General features: G+C 40.0%; 17 protein-coding genes. 6 read left to right on the top strand and 11 right to left on the bottom strand.

Annotation, left to right across the window (positions count from 1 at the left end; translation table 11 throughout):
- Positions 1 to 874 precede the first annotated feature (874 nt).
- The 5 genes from E0E32_RS08545 to E0E32_RS08525 form a co-directional block, all read right to left on the bottom strand.
- Positions 875 to 1,414, bottom strand: a complete 540-nt coding sequence (locus tag E0E32_RS08545; RefSeq protein ID WP_130859586.1) for a DUF2812 domain-containing protein — start codon at positions 1,412 to 1,414, stop codon at positions 875 to 877.
- On the bottom strand, positions 1,414 to 1,731 hold the full coding sequence (locus E0E32_RS08540; RefSeq protein ID WP_066191628.1) for a PadR family transcriptional regulator: 318 nt from the start codon (positions 1,729 to 1,731) through the stop codon (positions 1,414 to 1,416). The genes E0E32_RS08545 and E0E32_RS08540 overlap by 1 nt, the downstream gene beginning before the upstream one ends.
- 772 nt (positions 1,732 to 2,503) lie before the next feature.
- A complete protein-coding gene (locus tag E0E32_RS08535; RefSeq protein ID WP_066191626.1) occupies positions 2,504 to 4,162 on the bottom strand; it encodes an L-lactate permease in 1,659 nt (552 codons plus the stop codon).
- A 169-nt stretch (positions 4,163 to 4,331) separates the two neighbouring features.
- A complete protein-coding gene (locus E0E32_RS08530; protein ID WP_130859585.1) occupies positions 4,332 to 5,315 on the bottom strand; it encodes an NAD(P)H-quinone oxidoreductase in 984 nt (327 codons plus the stop codon).
- Entirely contained in the window at positions 5,312 to 6,622 is a 1,311-nt protein-coding gene (locus tag E0E32_RS08525; RefSeq protein WP_235817519.1) for a purine/pyrimidine permease, read from the bottom strand. Before E0E32_RS08525 ends, E0E32_RS08530 begins: the two co-directional genes overlap by 4 nt.
- 216 nt (positions 6,623 to 6,838) lie before the next feature.
- Between E0E32_RS08525 and E0E32_RS08520 the strand changes: the two genes are divergently transcribed.
- On the top strand, positions 6,839 to 7,945 hold the full coding sequence (locus E0E32_RS08520; protein WP_165445002.1) for an N-acetylmuramoyl-L-alanine amidase family protein: 1,107 nt from the start codon (positions 6,839 to 6,841) through the stop codon (positions 7,943 to 7,945).
- Between the two features lie 15 nt (positions 7,946 to 7,960).
- Here the strand turns inward: E0E32_RS08520 and E0E32_RS08515 are convergent, their stop codons facing one another.
- Complete coding sequence (locus E0E32_RS08515; protein ID WP_130859583.1) at positions 7,961 to 8,413, bottom strand: hypothetical protein; 453 nt, start codon at positions 8,411 to 8,413, stop codon at positions 7,961 to 7,963.
- Between the two features lie 93 nt (positions 8,414 to 8,506).
- The gene (locus E0E32_RS08510) at positions 8,507 to 10,009 is read right to left on the bottom strand and encodes a DHA2 family efflux MFS transporter permease subunit (RefSeq protein ID WP_130859582.1); all 1,503 of its coding nucleotides are present in this window, start codon (positions 10,007 to 10,009) and stop codon (positions 8,507 to 8,509) included.
- Positions 10,010 to 10,167: 158 nt separating this feature from the next.
- Here E0E32_RS08510 and E0E32_RS08505 point away from each other — a divergent pair, with 158 nt between their 5' ends.
- The 3 genes from E0E32_RS08505 to ilvD all read left to right on the top strand — a co-directional run bounded on the left by E0E32_RS08505 (position 10,168) and on the right by ilvD (position 13,633).
- On the top strand, positions 10,168 to 11,040 hold the full coding sequence (locus E0E32_RS08505) for a TetR/AcrR family transcriptional regulator (protein WP_066191608.1): 873 nt from the start codon (positions 10,168 to 10,170) through the stop codon (positions 11,038 to 11,040).
- Positions 11,041 to 11,096: 56 nt separating this feature from the next.
- Complete coding sequence (locus E0E32_RS08500; RefSeq protein WP_130859581.1) at positions 11,097 to 11,771, top strand: FadR/GntR family transcriptional regulator; 675 nt, start codon at positions 11,097 to 11,099, stop codon at positions 11,769 to 11,771.
- Positions 11,772 to 11,962: 191 nt separating this feature from the next.
- Positions 11,963 to 13,633: a dihydroxy-acid dehydratase gene (gene ilvD / locus E0E32_RS08495; RefSeq protein WP_066191598.1), complete on the top strand. Its 1,671-nt coding sequence runs from the start codon at positions 11,963 to 11,965 to the stop codon at positions 13,631 to 13,633.
- Positions 13,634 to 13,684: 51 nt separating this feature from the next.
- Here ilvD and E0E32_RS08490 read toward each other — a convergent pair whose 3' ends face one another.
- Both E0E32_RS08490 and E0E32_RS08485 read right to left on the bottom strand, forming a co-directional pair.
- Positions 13,685 to 14,026 carry an ArsR/SmtB family transcription factor gene (locus E0E32_RS08490; RefSeq protein WP_130859580.1) on the bottom strand — a complete coding sequence of 114 codons (342 nt, stop codon included), beginning with the start codon at positions 14,024 to 14,026 and terminating at the stop codon, positions 13,685 to 13,687.
- A gap of 48 nt (positions 14,027 to 14,074) precedes the next feature.
- Positions 14,075 to 14,581, bottom strand: coding sequence for an SRPBCC family protein (locus E0E32_RS08485; RefSeq protein WP_130859579.1), 507 nt, complete (start codon positions 14,579 to 14,581; stop codon positions 14,075 to 14,077).
- Between the two features lie 419 nt (positions 14,582 to 15,000).
- Between E0E32_RS08485 and htpX the strand changes: the two genes are divergently transcribed.
- Positions 15,001 to 15,903: a protease HtpX gene (htpX, locus tag E0E32_RS08480; RefSeq protein WP_066191588.1), complete on the top strand. Its 903-nt coding sequence runs from the start codon at positions 15,001 to 15,003 to the stop codon at positions 15,901 to 15,903.
- Positions 15,904 to 15,995: 92 nt separating this feature from the next.
- Positions 15,996 to 16,436, top strand: coding sequence for a YtoQ family protein (locus tag E0E32_RS08475; RefSeq protein ID WP_130859578.1), 441 nt, complete (start codon positions 15,996 to 15,998; stop codon positions 16,434 to 16,436).
- A 78-nt stretch (positions 16,437 to 16,514) separates the two neighbouring features.
- Here the strand turns inward: E0E32_RS08475 and E0E32_RS08470 are convergent, their stop codons facing one another.
- Together E0E32_RS08470 and E0E32_RS08465 are read right to left on the bottom strand one after the other, a co-directional pair.
- Positions 16,515 to 16,901: a hypothetical protein gene (locus E0E32_RS08470; protein WP_130859577.1), complete on the bottom strand. Its 387-nt coding sequence runs from the start codon at positions 16,899 to 16,901 to the stop codon at positions 16,515 to 16,517.
- Between the two features lie 116 nt (positions 16,902 to 17,017).
- Positions 17,018 to 18,046 carry an SPFH domain-containing protein gene (locus tag E0E32_RS08465; protein ID WP_066191582.1) on the bottom strand — a complete coding sequence of 343 codons (1,029 nt, stop codon included), beginning with the start codon at positions 18,044 to 18,046 and terminating at the stop codon, positions 17,018 to 17,020.

Below are 18,046 nucleotides of genomic sequence, written 5' to 3'. Positions count from 1 at the left end.
ACATTTAAACTTATGCTAATGTGATTTCAATCTTCCTTTGACTCTACATTTACAGATTTCAATGTACTCACCACTTATAGATCTGGAAATCATTTGAAACAAAAGAAAGAAACGAAATCGATTGTACACGTTGCAGAATTTAAGAGAGTACGACATAATTTTGGAAGGTAAGACTTGGTAGCCTGATATGACTTAACAGTCGCTAAGTTATGGCTAATGTGTTAGAAAAGACAGGTATTCCTATTATAACCTTATTGGTATCAAGGGCAATTGCTTCGTATTGCCACTGATACATACATTGTATAACATTAACCTTACACAAAGTGACACATTCATGTAATAAAAATGAAATACTAATGTAATATTATACTCAAATCTTAAAGGAAAAAGCTGTCTATGTCAAGCAAAAACAGTATTAAATTCCATTTTTGAAAATTATTTTTCCAGAATTGGAATTTTTCCATGATAAAATAAGGAGAATGACTATCCATCATAGGATCGCGAAATACCTATTTTTTATATTCCCCTACTTTATTTGAACGAAACTTCAAAGTCTTATTTTTTGTTAAAAAACCAGGCAATTTTCGCCTGGTCCTTTACTGCTAATGTGGATACTGACTATCGATAAGACGGATTATGTTAAGTAGAGCCCTTTCCTGAGTAGTGAGTTTGATCGCTTTATCTGTGCGAAACAAGCGCTGCGGGAATATGCTCCGCTAGAAAATGACTCAATAATGGTTATCACGAAAAGCATAAAGAGTTCTAGGTACTGCAAGACATGCATCGCCTTTGATATGGGAAGCATAGCAGATATCACAACGGTTAATCCATGCAAAAATCGTTCCACCTGTCATAAGAAAAAGATAACAGAAAATTATTGTTGTAGCTTTTGAATTTTTCTCGTCAAATTAAATATCATTTTGCTATATAAGAGAATAAAGCTTCCTACTACAATTGCAAGAAATAATAATAGAAAGGGTCTTTCAAGCGTTATACCACTTAGAAGCGAAAGTATAATCATACAAGTGAAAATAAATATTCCCAAAAAGCTCCATCTTTTTCTTATTTTACGAAACAGACTGATTTTTGATGTAGAATCTGTATATATTTCTGTAATTCCAGAATGGTTGCTGCTTTTGCGAAAATAAGTCCATTCTACGTCAAATATAGGATAGAAAAAAACTGGTGACCAGCCACTATCTTCAAAAAACTGTATATAATCATCTCTGTCTCCATCACCTGGACTGTGACAGTCGATACGGTAATACACGTCTTGTGGCTCACCTTTTTCAAAGTAGTATCTAAATCCTTGATAACGTTTAAAATGCCAGCCTTTCTGTGCCATCTTCCTTAAATATGCTTCCTCCTTTTCAAAATTATCCACGGTGAAAAATTTGAACACCTTCTTCTCCATCAGTCCTCAATCCTTTCTGTATTTTTGTATAGTTCTATAATTCTTTCTTTTTCGATACGCAACAGCTGATTACCAAGGTCCGTTACTTGATAAATCTTTCGCTTATCTTCTATCCTTACAATCTCAATCAGTCCATCCTTCTGCATTTTCGCTAAACTACCATATAAAGTCCCTGCTCCAAGTTTGATACGACCATTTGTTAATTCCTCAACATGCTGCATAATAAGATAACCATATCGAGAAGACTGCAGGGATAATAAAATATAAAAGGCTGTTTCGGTCATTGGAACATATATCTTTTTAATTTTTGAATTCATCACTATATCGCACCTCGATACATATATTTCTTTTATTATATCGAGGTGCGATATATAAGTCAATCGTTTGTAAAGAAATCTAAATACGTGAACCCTCATCATTATGTTATGATTTAAAGTGGCATGAACAGAAATGCTTAAGTATTTGAAGAATCGGCTCCGTTGTATTTTTAGAAAAGCAGCTGATCTGTTTGGTGATTTTTTTCACATTAAAGTTCATTCCACAGTAGTAAATGAGTGGTAAAATAATCTTGAAATCTTGTGAAATCACTAAATTGAGTGTTACTAGTTAATCGATTTTTTATGTTATAGTATCATCCTTATGCTTGTTACAGATTATTGCAGAAAAGTTATAGACGTGAAAAAGAACTCAATGAAATAAACGAGCACAAAAACAGAATAAATATATCCAGTCTTTTATCTTATAAAAACATACGAACTGCTGACTGAATCGCAGTTTACCGTCCAACTTCTGTATGATCGGGATAATTTTCTAGGTGTGTGGGTGTATTAATGGCTGATCTCACAAAACAACATTTGGAGTACTCCTCCTTTTTGCTCTACATAACCACTGAAAAATTGGGCACCTTATTAATGCAGGTAACAATATAAGGGAGGTAGAATAACATGCCAAAGAAAAAATATAATATTCGAAATATTAGAAATAATACGAAACAAAAATTCAAGGCAGACGCAAGCGATTTCCGCACAGACAGAACTCGTTCCACCAAGGGTTAAAGCACTTGTCAAGCATAGATGAACAAGAGTCGACTCACCATAAAGAGAATACGTATCCAAGCACACCAGCTAACCCAGCATAAACGAACATGGCGATCATAGTCATTCGAATGATTACCCCTTCTTTTCCAACTAGACCAACCACGGATGCAGCGGCTACCACATTCACAACACAAATCATATTTCCTGCATTTGATCCTATGATCTGTAAACTAACAATTTGGGTTGGATCAACTCCTGCTTTATCCGCTACCGAAAATTGGAATAAGGAAAACATCATATTACTAAATGTTGCACTCCCTGAAATAAACGAACCTAACACACCAATAAATGGTGCCATGATTGGCCAACCTGTACCAATTAAAACAGCCGCTTGATGCGCTAATTCAATAGGCATACTTTCTAATCCAGCTTCATTCAATCCAGAATTGATAAAAATTCTTACCATAGGAACAGCTGTAAACAAGGTAATAGCTGTGCCGATTAAAGTTTTTCCGGAAGTAGCAAAGGCCTGACCAAATGCTCGAAATGATACCTGGTGGTAAATGATAGTAATAAGAACAACGATTAAAAAAACAGTACCTGGTAAATACAAGGGTTCAAATACCGCTGAAATCGAAGTGCCAAGGATGTTCTCCCAGCCGACAGTCACATTATTAAGCCAGCCCTTAACCGGCAGTTCTTCTACACGCGTGATAATTAATAATATGCCCAATAATAAGTAGGGTAACCAAGCCTTTAATAAATTCATTTCCTTTACTTTTTCCTGCTTGGCGATTGGTAAATCTCCCAGCCATTCTTTTGACCAATCTTCGCGTGGCGGAAATTGCCATGGCTCATCAGGCATCATCCAGCCTCTTTTAACAGCAAACAATACCAGTAATAATCCCACTAAACCGGCGATGATCGATGGAAATTCCGGTCCTACAAAAACGGCTACCAGGAAGGCTGGAATCGTAAAACTAAACCCAGCATAAAGAGCAAATCTCCATAATTCAAACGCCTTTTTCCAAGATTTATCCTTGCCAAAAAAGCGGCTTAATAGCACGACCAATACTAACGGCATGAGTGTACCAGTGATTAGGTCAAATTGCATCACTTGACTAGCAATCACGCGCGTATATTCTCCAATGCTAATATCTCCTAAGAATAAAGCGGCGACTTGAGCAAGCGAGCCACCTTCTACCAAACCTTGTCCAACACCAACAATAATCGGTGTTCCTACCGCTCCAAACGATACCGGCACACTGTTCGCTATTAATGCTAGTACAACGGCAGCCAAAGGAGGGAAGCCCAAGACTACCAATAATGGTGCCACGATCGCCGCTGGTGTACCAAACCCCGCTGCTCCTTCGATAAAAGCACCAAATAGCCATGCAATTAAAATAACTTGCACCCTCCTATCAGGAGTTACTCCCATAAAGAAGTTACGAATCGTACCAATAGCCCCGCTTTTCTGTAACGTATTTAATAATAAAATCGCACCAAATACAATATACAGAACAGATATACCAATCAACACTCCTTCAATTATGGAAGCACTAATTTGTAATAAGGGGACTTTCCAATAGAAAAATGCCAAAACTCCTGTAATCAGCAGGCTAATTGGCATCGCTTTCATCGCTGGCATACGTAGTAAGACAAGAAATAAGAATACTGCTAAAATCGGTGTCAGCGCTACTATTGTCATCATTTTATCCCCACTTCCTTTCCATTCTGTGATTATTATAGCATATACTAGCAGATGCGCTGCCTCTATTTAACACTAGTTACCTCATCGTATTTAGCGCAATAAAAGCAGGCTGCACTCATAATATGGACCTGACTTTTTTAACGATAGCAAGTTGTTTTTATTCTCTATTTTATGATGTTCGCACCTGCAAAATCAGCTTACCAATATTCTTATTGGCTTCCATATGACGATGGGCATCAGCTACTTCTTCCATTGGATAAACCGTATCAATAACTGGCTGCAACTTGCCCTGTTCCATGTATGGAAGCGCCCGTTCGATAAAATCTCTCGTAAGTCTTGCTTTATAGGCATCACTTCTTGGGGTTAACAAGGTACCTGTCAATTGGATTCGCTTTGCCATGACATCCATTAAAGAAATCTGTTCCACCTTACTTCCACCTAGTACACCAATCAGCACCCAGCGGCCATCCACGGCAATACTCTGCATATTTTTCTGCCAGTAGCTGGCTCCAATGAAATCTAAAATCAAGGAAACACCTTCACCATCTGTAATCTTGGTGATAACGTCAGCAAAATCTACTTCTTTATACGGAATGGTCTCATTCGCGCCTAACTGTTTACAATAAGCTAATTTCTCTGCTGTCCCTGCCGTTGTGAAAATTTCTGCATCAGAAAGGACACGCGCTAACTGGATCGCAGCTGTACCCACTCCACTGGCGCCAGCGTGAATCAATACCTTTTCACTACGTTGCAAATCACCGATCCAATACAATGTTTGAAAAGCAGTCAGGAATACCTCAGGGATTGCAGCAGCCTCTTCAAACGACAAGCGATCTGGAATAGGCATCACTCGGTCGGCAGGCATTACCACTTGTTCTGCATAGGCACCGCCGTTCACCAAACCCATTATTCGATCCCCTTTCTTCCAGTGACTATGACCATTCGGATCAGCAACCTCACCAGCTACCTCAATTCCAATTATCGGATTCTCTGCATACCCAGACTTCCCTTCACGATTCAAGATATCGGTACGGTTCACAGCAGACGCATAAACATCGATTAAGACATCTTTATCTGACATGGTTGGGCCTGGCATTTCTTGATAAACTAATTGTTCAGCTCCTCCTGGTTGTTTTGCTATGACTGCTTTCATGACTCATTCTCCTTTCCAGACGTTTTTTTCTCACGCCATAATTGTTCGATCAAAATAACTAACGTCACACCGACTAACAGCCCATTGCTCATCACATTCTGCACAATAGATGGCAGATTGGAGAACACCTCTGCCGGTAAAAACATCGTGCCCATTCCAATTAAATAGGCAATACCTACAATCGTAACTTTCCGGTTATCTAAAGGCTGCAGCGTCACATTATGAATACCCAAACTAACCAATTGAATGAATGATGCCATCAAGGCTGCATTGGCAATCGGTGCCGGAATGCTGGAGATAAACGAAACAATTGGTGGAAAAAACGCAATAATCAATAAGATCAACGACGCATAGATAAAAGGTTTTTTTCTTTTCTGTCCTGTCAAACCAATAAAGCCAGCTGAAGTTGCTAACGGCACATTGGCAATGCCAGAGAATACACCAGCTACACCATGGTTAACACCTGACAAGATCGTCCCTCGGTTTACCGCTAAGGGGCTATTTGTTTTGGCACCTAATGTTTGTTCAATCGCTACTACAGAAGCAACCACATTAGATATTAATATAATCGAGGTAATCAAAGCAACAGGTACCACACTCAAATCCCATACAGGCATTCCAAAGGCGAATAATTCCGGCACAGCAAAAAAAGACACACTTTCTAACTGCGGAGAAGATCCCCCAATCAGCACAAATAATATCCATCCGGCAATAATACCTATAAACATAGAATAACTGCTTAACCAACCTTTAGCAAAAGTAGACAAACCCAATACAATAAAAAAAGTTAGAAAGGCAAGACCAGCTTCCTTTACTTGGATATTCTCTGCTTCTCCTTGTAACCCCAGCATACCTTCCAAAAAAGTACCGCTCAATTGAACCGTTAATAATAAGAAGAAGGTGCCAGTAACTAATGGAGTGAAAATTGGTAATATTTTTTGCGAGATACGAAAAACACCAATTAATACTAAGAAGATCCCTGTAAAGATCATGGTTGTCTGTAATAAACGCAAGGTATGATCAAGACCTTCCCCACTCTGTAAACCCGTTGCGGCCATGACAGTAAAAATACTGATCCATATTCCCGCCGGTCCTTCCATGATCGGCAAACGATGACCGAATAGACCTTGCAGCAGGGAAGCAAGACCAACAATAAAAAAAGTACGCTGCATTAAACCAGCAATCTGGTGGAAATCCATATGAAAAACGGCCCCGATCACGATCGGCAAAGCCACCGAACTAGCCAAAAAGAAAATAAACCACTGCATTGTTTCCAAGGATGTTTGAACAAATGACTGATTCTTCACAAAAAAACGCTCCTATTCAAAAAATACCATATTATTTTATTATACTAGGAAATGCTACCGACCGCATCTATTACATTTAAAGTAGTCATGACAGATAATCAACAGCGCTATCCTTTCAAGTACATTGAACAATTCCCTAATATTTCATGTTTATTTTTTTTAAAATAGGGTACAATGGGATATAGATTTTTAATAGATATAGAATGGGGAGATGAGATGAAAAAAATAGTTGGTTTTAGCATCTTATGTTTTTTCTTTATACTGCCTGCCACCGTATTTGCGCAGGAAAAAGTATACGAGGTAGACGCCTCAGTTCTTCTTGTTCGTGAAGAACCAGCTAGTAATAGCGATGTCATCGGAAAACTCCAGGCCGGGGATAAGATTAAAGTATTCCAAGAAAAGCATGGTTGGTACCAAACCTACGTAAATGGCCAAAGCGGCTGGGTAGCGTCACAGTATCTATTTGCTTCTGATTCCGAAACTGCCGTCGAAACAACCAGCAGTAAAGAAATCACTGTGCAAGCAGAAGGCACCAGAATACGTTCCGGACCTGATACCAGTAATTCCATCATAAACTTTGCCACAAACGGGGATAAGTTCTCCGTCGTTGAAACGCAAAGTGATTGGATTAAAGTCCAATTAAACGATGGATCTACAGGATGGGTTGCTCGTTGGTTAACGAGTGACAGTGCCAATGACAGCCAGTCCTCTTCCTCTAATGAAACGACACAGTCAGAAAGTGCAGAGGTAGAACAGGTTGCTCGCACGGAAAATAATGGTGATGGGGACTTAAGCGGATATAATATCGTGCTTGACCCTGGTCATGGCGGTCATGATCCCGGTGCCATTGGTTTGTATGGCAACCAAGAAAAAGATCTTGCCATGATAGCCGCCAACCAAATTGCGAGTGATTTGGAAAGTGCAGGCGCAAATGCCATCCTCACTCGATCGAATGATACCTTTATTAGTTTAGAAGAACGGGTAAATATTAGTCACAGCTATCATACCGATGCATTTATAAGTCTTCATTACAATGCCAATCCATTGCGATTAGTCAATGGAATCAGTACTTATTATACGAATGATAGTGATCAATCATTTGCCTATCAGATGCAGCAGTCGCTTGCAGAACATGTTGATTTGACAGATCGCGGCGTGATGCACGAAAGCCTGCATGTATTGCGTAACAATGACAACCCGGCATTATTACTTGAATTAGGCTTTATTACCAACCCGCATGATATCGAGGTTATTCAAACCGAAAGCTATCAATCTAACATTGGACAGGCAGTCACCAATGCCTTAAGCAACTATTTTCATTAAAAAAGCCGAGTATCTTTACTCGGTTTTTTCTTGTATTATAGCATGTATGCTTGGCGTTATTACTGAGATGACACCCATTTCAACGCTTCTCCCTCGGATTTTGGCCGTCATTTTCGATATGACGACCATTTTGACGCTTTTCTCTCCGATTTTGGCCGTCATTTCCATGATGACGACCATTTCAGCGCTTCCCTCTCCGATTTTGGCCGTCATTTCCGTGATGACGACCATTTCAGCGCTTTCCCCTTCCATTTTGGCCGTCATTTCCATGATGACGACCATTTCGACGCTTTTTTCTCGGATTTTGGCCGTCATTTCCGATATGACGACCATTTCAGCGCTTTTCCCTCCGATTTTGGCCGTCATTTCCGTTATGACACCCATTTCAGCGCTTCTCCCTCGGATTTTGGGCGTCATTTCCATGATGACGACCATTTCAGCGCTTCTCCCTCGGATTTTGGGCGTCATTTCCCCGATGACGCCCAAATCATATAATCATAATAGTAAACAAAAAAAGTGCACGAAACATCATGATGACGTTCGCGCACGCTGGTTTAACCATTAGGATACCGCTGGTTTGACAGCACCCTTTTCTTTTTCTATCTCCTCCACGGCTTTATCACTTGTATCGACTCGTTTCATAAATAAGGACAAGATTAAAGCCACAATATTTATTCCCAATGCCACATAAAAGGAATATTGAATCCCTGCCAACAATGCTTGCTGTGACATCGACATCATGGTGGCGTCTGTTACCGTGGCTGGATCCACACCCTGCATTAAGCTTTCTCCTTCAGATGTAGCAACGGAGTTCATAATCGTAATCATAACTGCAGTACCAATCGCACCAGATACTTGTTGTGCTGTATTATTAATCGCCGTACCATGTGGATTTAAGCTGGTTGGCAATTGATTCAAGCCATTTGTCATGATTGGCATCATCACCATTGACATTCCTAACATCCGCAATGCATAAACGACTACAATATAGGTATACGTTGAATCAAGCTGTACATGGGCAAGCATAAATGTCGATACCCCTGTAACAGTAAGCCCCACAAAAGCTAAAACACGTGGACCAAACTTATCAAATAATTTTCCCGTAATTGGTGACATAATCCCCATGATCAATGCACCTGGTAATAACATTAAACCGGAATGCATAGGTGAAATACCACGAACATCCTGCACATAAGCAGGTGTCAAAATCATACCAGAAAACATGGCAACAGCATTAACTACCATAATAATAGAAGCCAAGCTAAACATTGGATATTTATAAGGCCGTAAATCTAACAATGGCTTATCCATTTTTAGCTGTCGGATAACAAATAAAACTAAAGAAATAACACCAACTATCAAGGTAGTTAATACGATGGTATCGCCCCAGCCATCCGCACTCGCATTACTGACTCCATATAAAACACCACCAAAGCCTAAGCTAGATAGCACTAAGGAGAAATAATCCAGACTTGCCTGTTTATCCTGTTCCATCACATTACGGAATTTCCAAATGGCTAAACCTAGACTAATAATGGATAATGGCAAAATCATTTCAAAAAGCAGACGCCAATGGTGATATTCCACAATATAGCCTGATAGCGTTGGGCCAATTGCCGGTGCAGCTATCATTACCATGCCAAACACGCCCATCGCTGTACCACGTTTATCTCGTGGAAAGCTGACTAACATAATATTCATTAATAATGGTCCCATAACGGAAGATCCAACGGCCTGCACCATACGCCCTGCTAATAAAACACCGAAATTAGGTGCAAATGCCGCCAAAGCCGTACCTAACGCAAAGATGGACATTGCCGTAATAAACAAATTCCGATTAGAAAAACGTGTAATCAAAAAAGCTGAAGCCGGAATAAGAATCCCGCTTACCAGCATATAACCGGTAGCCAACCATTGTACCGTTGAGTAGTTATCCAACCCTAAATCAACCATAATCGACGGAAGAGCTACATTTAATAACGAATTATTCAAAAAAGAAACAAACGCCCCAACAAACAAAATAGCAAGCATCGTATAAGATGCTTTATTTACTTGTGAATCCATCAAACATCCCTCTTATCTTTCTTTAAAATAATGAGCACTTTTATATATTATACCTACCGTACATTTTTTTCAAGGTTTTTATACTTTCAGTTCAAAAAATTGTTTTTTATCTATTAGAATTGTATACTAGACGATAGAGAAAGATCAGGTGATGCTAGATGAATCAACGCAAAAGAAAAGTAGCCGACATTGCGTTAAGACTGTTTATTGATAAAGGATTCCAGGAAACATCGATTCAGGAAATTATCGATAAAGCAGAGATATCAAAAGGAACTTTTTATAATTATTTTTCTTCTAAAAATGATTGTCTTGTTGAAATATTAGAGAATATTCGTTATGACGCCAGTCAACAACGAGTAGCCATCCAAATTGGCAAAGATGAGAAGGATCGCAGCGTACTGGTGGAGCAAATCACTGTAATTATGAAGCTAAATGAAGAAAATAATTTACGTGCATTGTTTGAGAACATCTTATCCTCCGATAATTCCGATTTAAAAAAACTGGTTTTACAGCATCGTACGATTGAAATGGAATGGATGGCCAATCGTTTAGTCGATGTGATGGGCGAAGATATCAGGGAATATGCCACCGAGGCAACCGTATTATACTTTGGCATGCTGCAGTATATGCTGTTCACCTTGAATATTACCAACAGCCGCTTCTCTCTAAAAGAATTAATTGAAACCTTACTGTCTTATGTAGAAATTTTACTCGCGCAGATGGAACAGAGAGGAAGTACTTTTTTAAATAATAGCGCCATCGATTTATTGCAATCGAATGTACACAAACAAATCATCACACTCCCTGAGCTTTTAGAAATGGCTGATCAACTGCAAGCACATCTTGATTTTAATGAGGAGCAACAGGACTTATTTGATACCATGTTATCCGAATTAAAACGAGATCGCATTCGAAAAATTGTCGTGCAAAACCTTTTGAAGCCATTCCTATCCTTGTTTGAAGAAAATTCGACCAAAGCCCAGGTACAATTATTCACCAATGCTGTGTGGACTTATTTGCAGGCGAATTAACTATGAGAACGCTAAATGTTCCAGCTATGTTATACTAAAACAGGGTGATAGAGAATATGCAGCAAAAAAGATTATCTGATAGTGTAGCCGACGATATGATGTCGATGATCGCCATAGAGAAAAGATTTGCACCTGGTGATAAGCTTCCCAACGAAAATGAGTTATCAGGGGAATTAAATATCAGCCGAACCACGCTTCGGGAAGCCATTCGTATCTTAGTGGCTAATGGTATCGTAGAAATCAGACGTGGAAAAGGAACATATATCAAAGAAAATGTTGATACTGATAATCTGGAAACCTTTGGCGAGCTTACAGAAGCAAAAATCAATGCACGGGATTTATACGAAATGCGATTGATATTTGAGCCGGACGCCGCCTACTATGCGACAGTTCGAGCCAGTGAAACAGAATTAAAACGGATTTTGGATTACGGCATGCAGATAGAACAGAAAATCAAAGCCAAAGAGGACCGGACAGAAGTGGAACAGCAATTTCACCAAGCCATTGTAAAGGCGACCCATAATGAATTTATGGAAAAGCTGATGCCGGTTATTTATCAGGCAATCAACAAAGGGGTTATTCTATCCACTAAAAGAGAATTAGCCGTCAAAGATACCATCCATGATCACCATATGATTATGGAGTTTATGAAACATCGTAATCCTGAAGGGGCCAAAAGCGCCATGAAAATTCATATTTTACATGCGATGCGAGAATTAGGAATTGAATAAGTTTGAGAATGTCGTAAGATTTAATGACGGACAAAGTGGGAGTTTTTTCCTGACTTTGTCCGTCATTTTTTTAACAATAGCCTCTAGTAAATACATTTTTCATAAAATACATCATACAACACTATTGACAGCAGACAACTATCCTTATAAAATATAGAATATTAACTATTAATTTAAGGATGGATGTACAAATGAGAAGTGATACGATTAAAATTGGGGTAGATCGCGCCCCGCATCGCAGTCTTTTATACGCGACAGGAAAGGTAAAAGCGAAAGATTGGGGCAAACCTTTTATTGGCGTTTGTAATTCCTATATTGATATTATTCCAGGTCATGTCCATTTACGTGAATTTGCTGAGGTCGTGAAGGAAGCGATTATTGAAGCCGGTGGTATTCCATTTGAATTCAATACGATTGGTGTTGATGACGGGATTGCCATGGGACATATCGGCATGCGTTATTCCTTGCCCAGTCGTGAATTAATCGCTGACAGTGCAGAAACGGTAATTAATGCCCATTGGTTTGATGGGGTATTTTATATCCCCAATTGTGACAAGATCACACCTGGCATGCTGATGGCTGCTGCCCGTACCAATGTCCCAGCCGTATTTGTGTCTGGCGGTCCGATGGAAGCAGGAACAAGCTCCAGTGGAAAACAGTTATCGTTAAGCTCTGTTTTCGAAGGGGTTGGTGCCTTTAAATCTGGTAAAATGTCAGAAGAAGAGTTTAAAGATATCGAAAATAATGCATGCCCTACCTGTGGTTCTTGTTCTGGTATGTTTACAGCCAATTCGATGAACTGTTTAATGGAGATGTTAGGTCTTGCTCTCCCCGGCAATGGTTCTGTTGTGGCCACTAGTGAGAAACGTAAAGAACTTATTTATGAGGCAGCCAGACATCTCGTTCGCATGGTTAAAGAAGACGTGAAACCACGGGATATTATTACAAAAGAAGCAATTGATGATGCTTTTGCTTTAGATATGGCCATGGGAGGCTCAACCAATACCGTTTTGCATACCCTTGCGATTGCGAATGAAGCAGAAATCGAGTACAACCTAGAGGATATAAATAAAATTGCCGAACGCGTACCATATCTAGCCAAAATTATGCCTGCCTCCGATCTATCAATGGATGATATTAATAAGGCTGGCGGGGTCAGCGCTATCATTAATGAACTGACAAACATTCCTGGTGCTATCCATCCCGACCGCTTAACTATCACCGGGCAAACGATGGGAGATCTTGTTAGTGATTATCGCATCACCAACGAACAAGTCATTCGAACCAAGGACAATCCCTATAGCCCGGTTGGTGGCTTATCGATTTTATATGGAAACCTTGCCCCAGAAGGCGCTGTGATTAAAGTAGGTGCCGTTGATCCAGCTATTAAGGAATTTAAAGGGGAAGCCATCGTCTTTAATTCACAAGACGAAGCACAGGAAGCAATTGACAATGGGACGGTAAAAGAAGGTCATGTGGTTGTGATTCGTTATGAAGGTCCGAAAGGTGGTCCTGGCATGCCGGAGATGCTCGCTCCAACTTCCGCAATTATGGGACGTGGGTTAGGCAGTACGGTAGCACTTTTAACCGATGGACGTTTTTCTGGTGCCTCTCGAGGTATCTCGATCGGACATATCTCTCCAGAAGCAGCAGAAGGCGGCCCAATTGCCTTGATTGAAAATGGGGATACGATTGTGATTGATTTACCAAACAGAACCTTAAACGCACAAATATCTGACGAGGAATTGGAAGAACGTAAAAAAAACTTACCACCATTTGAGCCTAAAATCAAAAAGGGTTGGTTAGGCCGATATTCCAAACTAGTAACAAATGCATCTAACGGTGGTGTGATGGGAATTTAATAACAAGAGCCTGTTTTGAAAAATTTTCAAAACAGGCTCTTGTTTTTTTTATTATTCTTTATCTTCATCATGATGATGATTGTCTTTTCGCTGCAAGTCCTGCAGGTAATCATCTAAGCTGTCTAATCTTTCCTTCCAGATGTGTCGATAAGACTCCAACCAGATATCCAGCTCTTGGAATGGCTCTAGGCGCAGTTTGTAAATTCGTCGGTTGGCGATTGGATCCGCCTCGACCAACCCGGCGTCCATTAAGGCACGAAGATGTTTCGAGGTCTGTGGTTGGCGGAGCCCAATTCGATCAGCAACTTCCCCTACAGAAAGCGGTCCGTTACGCAGAAGCTCGACAATCTGAAAACGATTTGGTTCAGCTAACGTTTTAAAGGTTTTATTCATGATAGTTGCTTCTTTCTTCTCGATTCATGATGACACCGTTTTTTGGGGTTATTGAACTTCTTTCAAATGTTTGTCGAGATTGTTCATTGTTTCTTTCAATCCTTGCATCATTCCCATTTCCAATGTTGCCTTTAGTTCTTCGACGGAAGGTAATTGAATATGGACTGAAAGCTTCGTTTTACCTTCTTTTTCCTCAAATATTATGGTTGCCCGATGCTCAGGTAGTGGGCTTTCTATTGGATTGGCTTCTTCATCTGACAAGGTACTGGTGTATACAAGCCGCTCCGGTGCGACAATTTCTTGATATACACATCTTGACCAATGCTTTTCACCTTCTGGTGATTCAAAACAATAATGCCAGATACCACCCGGTCGCAGGTCCATCTTACACACCGGCATGGAAAATCCACTTGGTGCCCACCAACGAGAAACATGCTCAGGTTCCGTGAATGCCTTAAATACAAGTTCACGTGGTGCATCAAAGACACGTTCTATAGTAAACGCCCGGTCGCCTATGTTCGTGGTGATGTCCCCTAATTCATTCGATTCAGTCATTATAAATCACTCCTTATAAATATTTAACATGAAACCCACAACCTTTTGCTGTAAGTTGAGTCATCTTATAGATTTAATTATGCCTAAAAAAGAATATTCTTGTCAAGGAATATTTAATTTTCAATATCACTGATTTTTCTTTGAAATGCTTATTCCAAAATACATTGTCGTTTCCATATACTGTTGACCAATTTAATATAAAGAAAAACATCTTTTAGAGGTTTTGAACATCCGATAATCAGGATCTAAACACGTCACAGTACTTTTTTCTTATAATAGGCAACCTTTCACCCTTACCAACTCCAGCCCATACCTCTTTCACTAAATATTCAAAAAATATACAGTGCTAATTCCTTAGTAAACGGAATAAAATGTGATATGATATAGATGTGTAACTTTATGCATATGGGGGTTGGATAATGGGTAAACGAATTTTATTATTTCTTTTGACAAACATTTTGGTGATGACAACCATTGTGATTGTTTGGACCGTCATCACATCTTTTACCAATATAGGTAGTATGTACAATTTGGATGGGACACTTGATTATGGTTCCCTCATGGTCTTCAGTATTATCGTCGGTTTCGCCGGCTCCTTCATCTCCCTAGCGATGTCACGATGGATGGCAAAAATGATGATGAAGGTAAAAGTAATTGACCCGAACAGTGCTTATGGACAAGAACGTGCCGTATATGAAAAAGTAGAACGCTTGTCTCGTGCAGCTGGACTAGCACATACACCAGAAGTTGGTATCTATCAATCACATGAAGTAAACGCCTTTGCTACTGGTCCAACGAAAAAGCGTTCTCTGGTTGCAGTCTCTCAGGGGTTATTAGATACGATGGATGACGATGCTGTCGAAGGGGTTATTGCCCATGAGGTAGCACACGTTGCTAATGGAGATATGGTAACGATGACCTTATTACAAGGAATTGTCAACACCTTTGTTGTCTTCTTATCCCGTATTGTTGCTTCGGTTGTGTCCCGTTTAGTTCGTTCGGAATTGCAATGGATCGTACATTTTGCTTCGATTATTGTATTCCAGATTCTCTTCTCTATTTTAGGGAGTATTGTGGTCAGTTCCTATTCGAGATATCGGGAATTTCATGCCGATCGTGGCGGCGCTGACTTAGCTGGACGTGACAAAATGGCGCATGCCTTGCGCTCATTACAAGCTTATGTCGATCGTGCCACAATGGATGATCATTCCAACGATGATGCGATTCAAACCATGAAAATCAGTGGAAAAAGCAGTGTGATGAGATTATTCTCTTCTCACCCACCATTAGAGGAACGTATTGCCAAGCTGGAACAACGATAAGATATGAAAAATACAACTGTTAGACTAAACAGTTGTATTTTTTTCGGTTTACTTTTAGCATAGTAGATAATACTATCCTAAGGAGTGATAACATGGAACTAACCGTATACCTTGCTGGACAAATTCATGATGATTGGCGGGAACAACTTGCTGAACTAGCCAAAAAACGGAAACTACCTCTAACGTTTTCTGGACCACAAACCAACCATGACCGCTCAGACAATATTGGCGAAGCAATTCTTGGAGAGCAGCCAAATAACTATTTTAAGGACGATGCTGCTTCCGATATCAACAACTTTCGTACACAAGTCTTACTTGAGAAAGCAGATATTGTCATTGGCTTATTTGGAGAAAAATACAAACAGTGGAATACGGCAATGGACCTGAGCACCGCTATTCAGATGGGCAAACCAACGATTATGATTCGTCCAGAGTCACTCATCCATCCGCTTAAAGAATTGTCGAATAAAACGAATGTGACTGTAGAAACGATGGAACAGGCGCTAGACGTGCTGCAATATATTTATGAATGATTAGTGAGGTTTGGCTTTTTGATGGTCCGCTCGTTCTTGCCAATCAAAAGAGCAAGTGAGATCCCTCCCCTCCATCCATTAGATCTTACAGACAAAAATTCGTGGCATCGCTATATTCTGTCCGTTAGAATGAATCTTACAGACAAAAATTCGTGGCATCGCTATATTCTGTCCGTTAGAATGAATCTTACAGACAAAAAAACGCGGCATCGCTATATTCTGTCCGTTAGAATGAATCTTACAGACAAAAATTCGTGACATCGCTATATTCTGTCCGTTAGAATGAATCTTACAGACAAAAAAACGCGGCATCGCTATATTCTGTCCGTTAGAATGAATCTTACAGACAAAAAAACGCGGCATCGCTATATTCTGTCCGTTAGAATGAATCTTACAGACAAAAAAACGCGGCATCGCTATATTCTGTCCGTTAGAATGAATCTTACAGACAAAAATTCGTGGCATCGCTATATTCTGTCCGCTAGATTCTCGCGGACTCAGGAGCACTCAGTCCGTAACGTCAGATCCATTTCAACCATAAACAAACACCTCCCGTCTTTCACATGACGAGAGGTGTTTATTTACACTAACTTATAACCACAATTCCCACAAAATTTCATTCCAGCTGTTTTGCTTCCACAATTCGGGCAAAAGTTAGGAATCGATCCAGGCGACGGATTGTTGTCTGCAGCCTGTTGATTCGATTGCTGGTTAGGCTGCTGTTGGTTAGAGGTCTGTTGCTGATTATTATTATTCGACTGATTTTGGTTCATGCCCTTCATCATTTCCTGGGCCATATTCATCCCCATCATCATTCCTGCCATATCCGTTGCCGAGTTGCCGCCTTCCGACTTACCAGAGGCAATCGCATCGGTCATCGATACTTCCTTATAACGGTTCATATCGCCAATCATACCATGAGAAGCGGATTTTGTGATCATATCCTGAATCTCTTTTGGATAATTGAAACTCATAATGTTAAAACCGCAAATCTCCAGGCCATCCTTGTTTACCTGCATATCCAAGTCTTCACGAATACCATTACCGATCTCAAAGGAATTGGCTTGCAGATTAAACATATCCTTGCCCTCTTTACTAATCCACTTCATTAACAGCTGATCAAGAATCGCCGTAATACGCAAACGTACATCTTCTACCAAATAGCTATCCTTCACCCCGGCAATATTTTCAATCAGCTTGACATAATCGTTGACCTTGAATTGGAAGGTCCCGTTGGCGCGAATCGGCATTCCACCTGGCAGTTGCTGGGTTGGAATATTAATGGCGTTTTTGGTTCCCCATTTTACCGTGAATTCTTTCGTATTCACAAACAGCACTTCCACACGCATCCCGGTGTTGAAACCAAATTTAAACCCTTTTAGAGTAGATAAAAAAGGAATGATTTCCGACTCAATTTCATACTCGCCCGGCTCTTTAAAAACACCCTCTACTTTTCCTTGATCGAAGAAAATCGCATCCTGGCCGGATCGAATAATTAAATTACTTCCCTTTTTTATCTCATTATTATTCCATTTCCAGAAAATCATATCATCGCGGAATTCTTCCCATTCGACGACATTGGCAAACTGGTCTTTGAAAAAATCAAACAT

The sequence above is a fragment of the Gracilibacillus phocaeensis genome (assembly GCF_900626275.1).
Lineage (GTDB): Bacteria > Bacillota > Bacilli > Bacillales > Amphibacillaceae > Gracilibacillus > Gracilibacillus timonensis.
The sequence above is the reverse complement of the archived record's forward strand: the minus strand, read 5'-3'. Positions and strand labels throughout refer to the sequence as shown.

What these genes read in the sequence shown, in the direction of transcription:
- E0E32_RS08545 (WP_130859586.1), bottom strand. Translation starts at nt 1,414, where the DNA reads ATGGAGAAGAAGGTGTTCAAATTTTTCACCGTGGATAATTTTGAAAAG.
- E0E32_RS08540 (WP_066191628.1), bottom strand. Translation starts at nt 1,731, where the DNA reads ATGAATTCAAAAATTAAAAAGATATATGTTCCAATGACCGAAACAGCC.
- E0E32_RS08535 (WP_066191626.1), bottom strand. Translation starts at nt 4,162, where the DNA reads ATGATGACAATAGTAGCGCTGACACCGATTTTAGCAGTATTCTTATTT.
- E0E32_RS08530 (WP_130859585.1), bottom strand. Translation starts at nt 5,315, where the DNA reads ATGAAAGCAGTCATAGCAAAACAACCAGGAGGAGCTGAACAATTAGTT.
- E0E32_RS08520 (WP_165445002.1), top strand. Translation starts at nt 6,839, where the DNA reads ATGAAAAAAATAGTTGGTTTTAGCATCTTATGTTTTTTCTTTATACTG.
- E0E32_RS08515 (WP_130859583.1), bottom strand. Translation starts at nt 8,413, where the DNA reads ATGACGCCCAAAATCCGAGGGAGAAGCGCTGAAATGGTCGTCATCATG.
- E0E32_RS08510 (WP_130859582.1), bottom strand. Translation starts at nt 10,009, where the DNA reads ATGGATTCACAAGTAAATAAAGCATCTTATACGATGCTTGCTATTTTG.
- E0E32_RS08505 (WP_066191608.1), top strand. Translation starts at nt 10,168, where the DNA reads ATGAATCAACGCAAAAGAAAAGTAGCCGACATTGCGTTAAGACTGTTT.
- E0E32_RS08500 (WP_130859581.1), top strand. Translation starts at nt 11,097, where the DNA reads ATGCAGCAAAAAAGATTATCTGATAGTGTAGCCGACGATATGATGTCG.
- ilvD (WP_066191598.1), top strand. Translation starts at nt 11,963, where the DNA reads ATGAGAAGTGATACGATTAAAATTGGGGTAGATCGCGCCCCGCATCGC.
- E0E32_RS08490 (WP_130859580.1), bottom strand. Translation starts at nt 14,026, where the DNA reads ATGAATAAAACCTTTAAAACGTTAGCTGAACCAAATCGTTTTCAGATT.
- E0E32_RS08485 (WP_130859579.1), bottom strand. Translation starts at nt 14,581, where the DNA reads ATGACTGAATCGAATGAATTAGGGGACATCACCACGAACATAGGCGAC.
- htpX (WP_066191588.1), top strand. Translation starts at nt 15,001, where the DNA reads ATGGGTAAACGAATTTTATTATTTCTTTTGACAAACATTTTGGTGATG.
- E0E32_RS08475 (WP_130859578.1), top strand. Translation starts at nt 15,996, where the DNA reads ATGGAACTAACCGTATACCTTGCTGGACAAATTCATGATGATTGGCGG.
- E0E32_RS08470 (WP_130859577.1), bottom strand. Translation starts at nt 16,901, where the DNA reads ATGCCACGAATTTTTGTCTGTAAGATTCATTCTAACGGACAGAATATA.
- E0E32_RS08465 (WP_066191582.1), bottom strand. Translation starts at nt 18,046, where the DNA reads ATGTTTGATTTTTTCAAAGACCAGTTTGCCAATGTCGTCGAATGGGAA.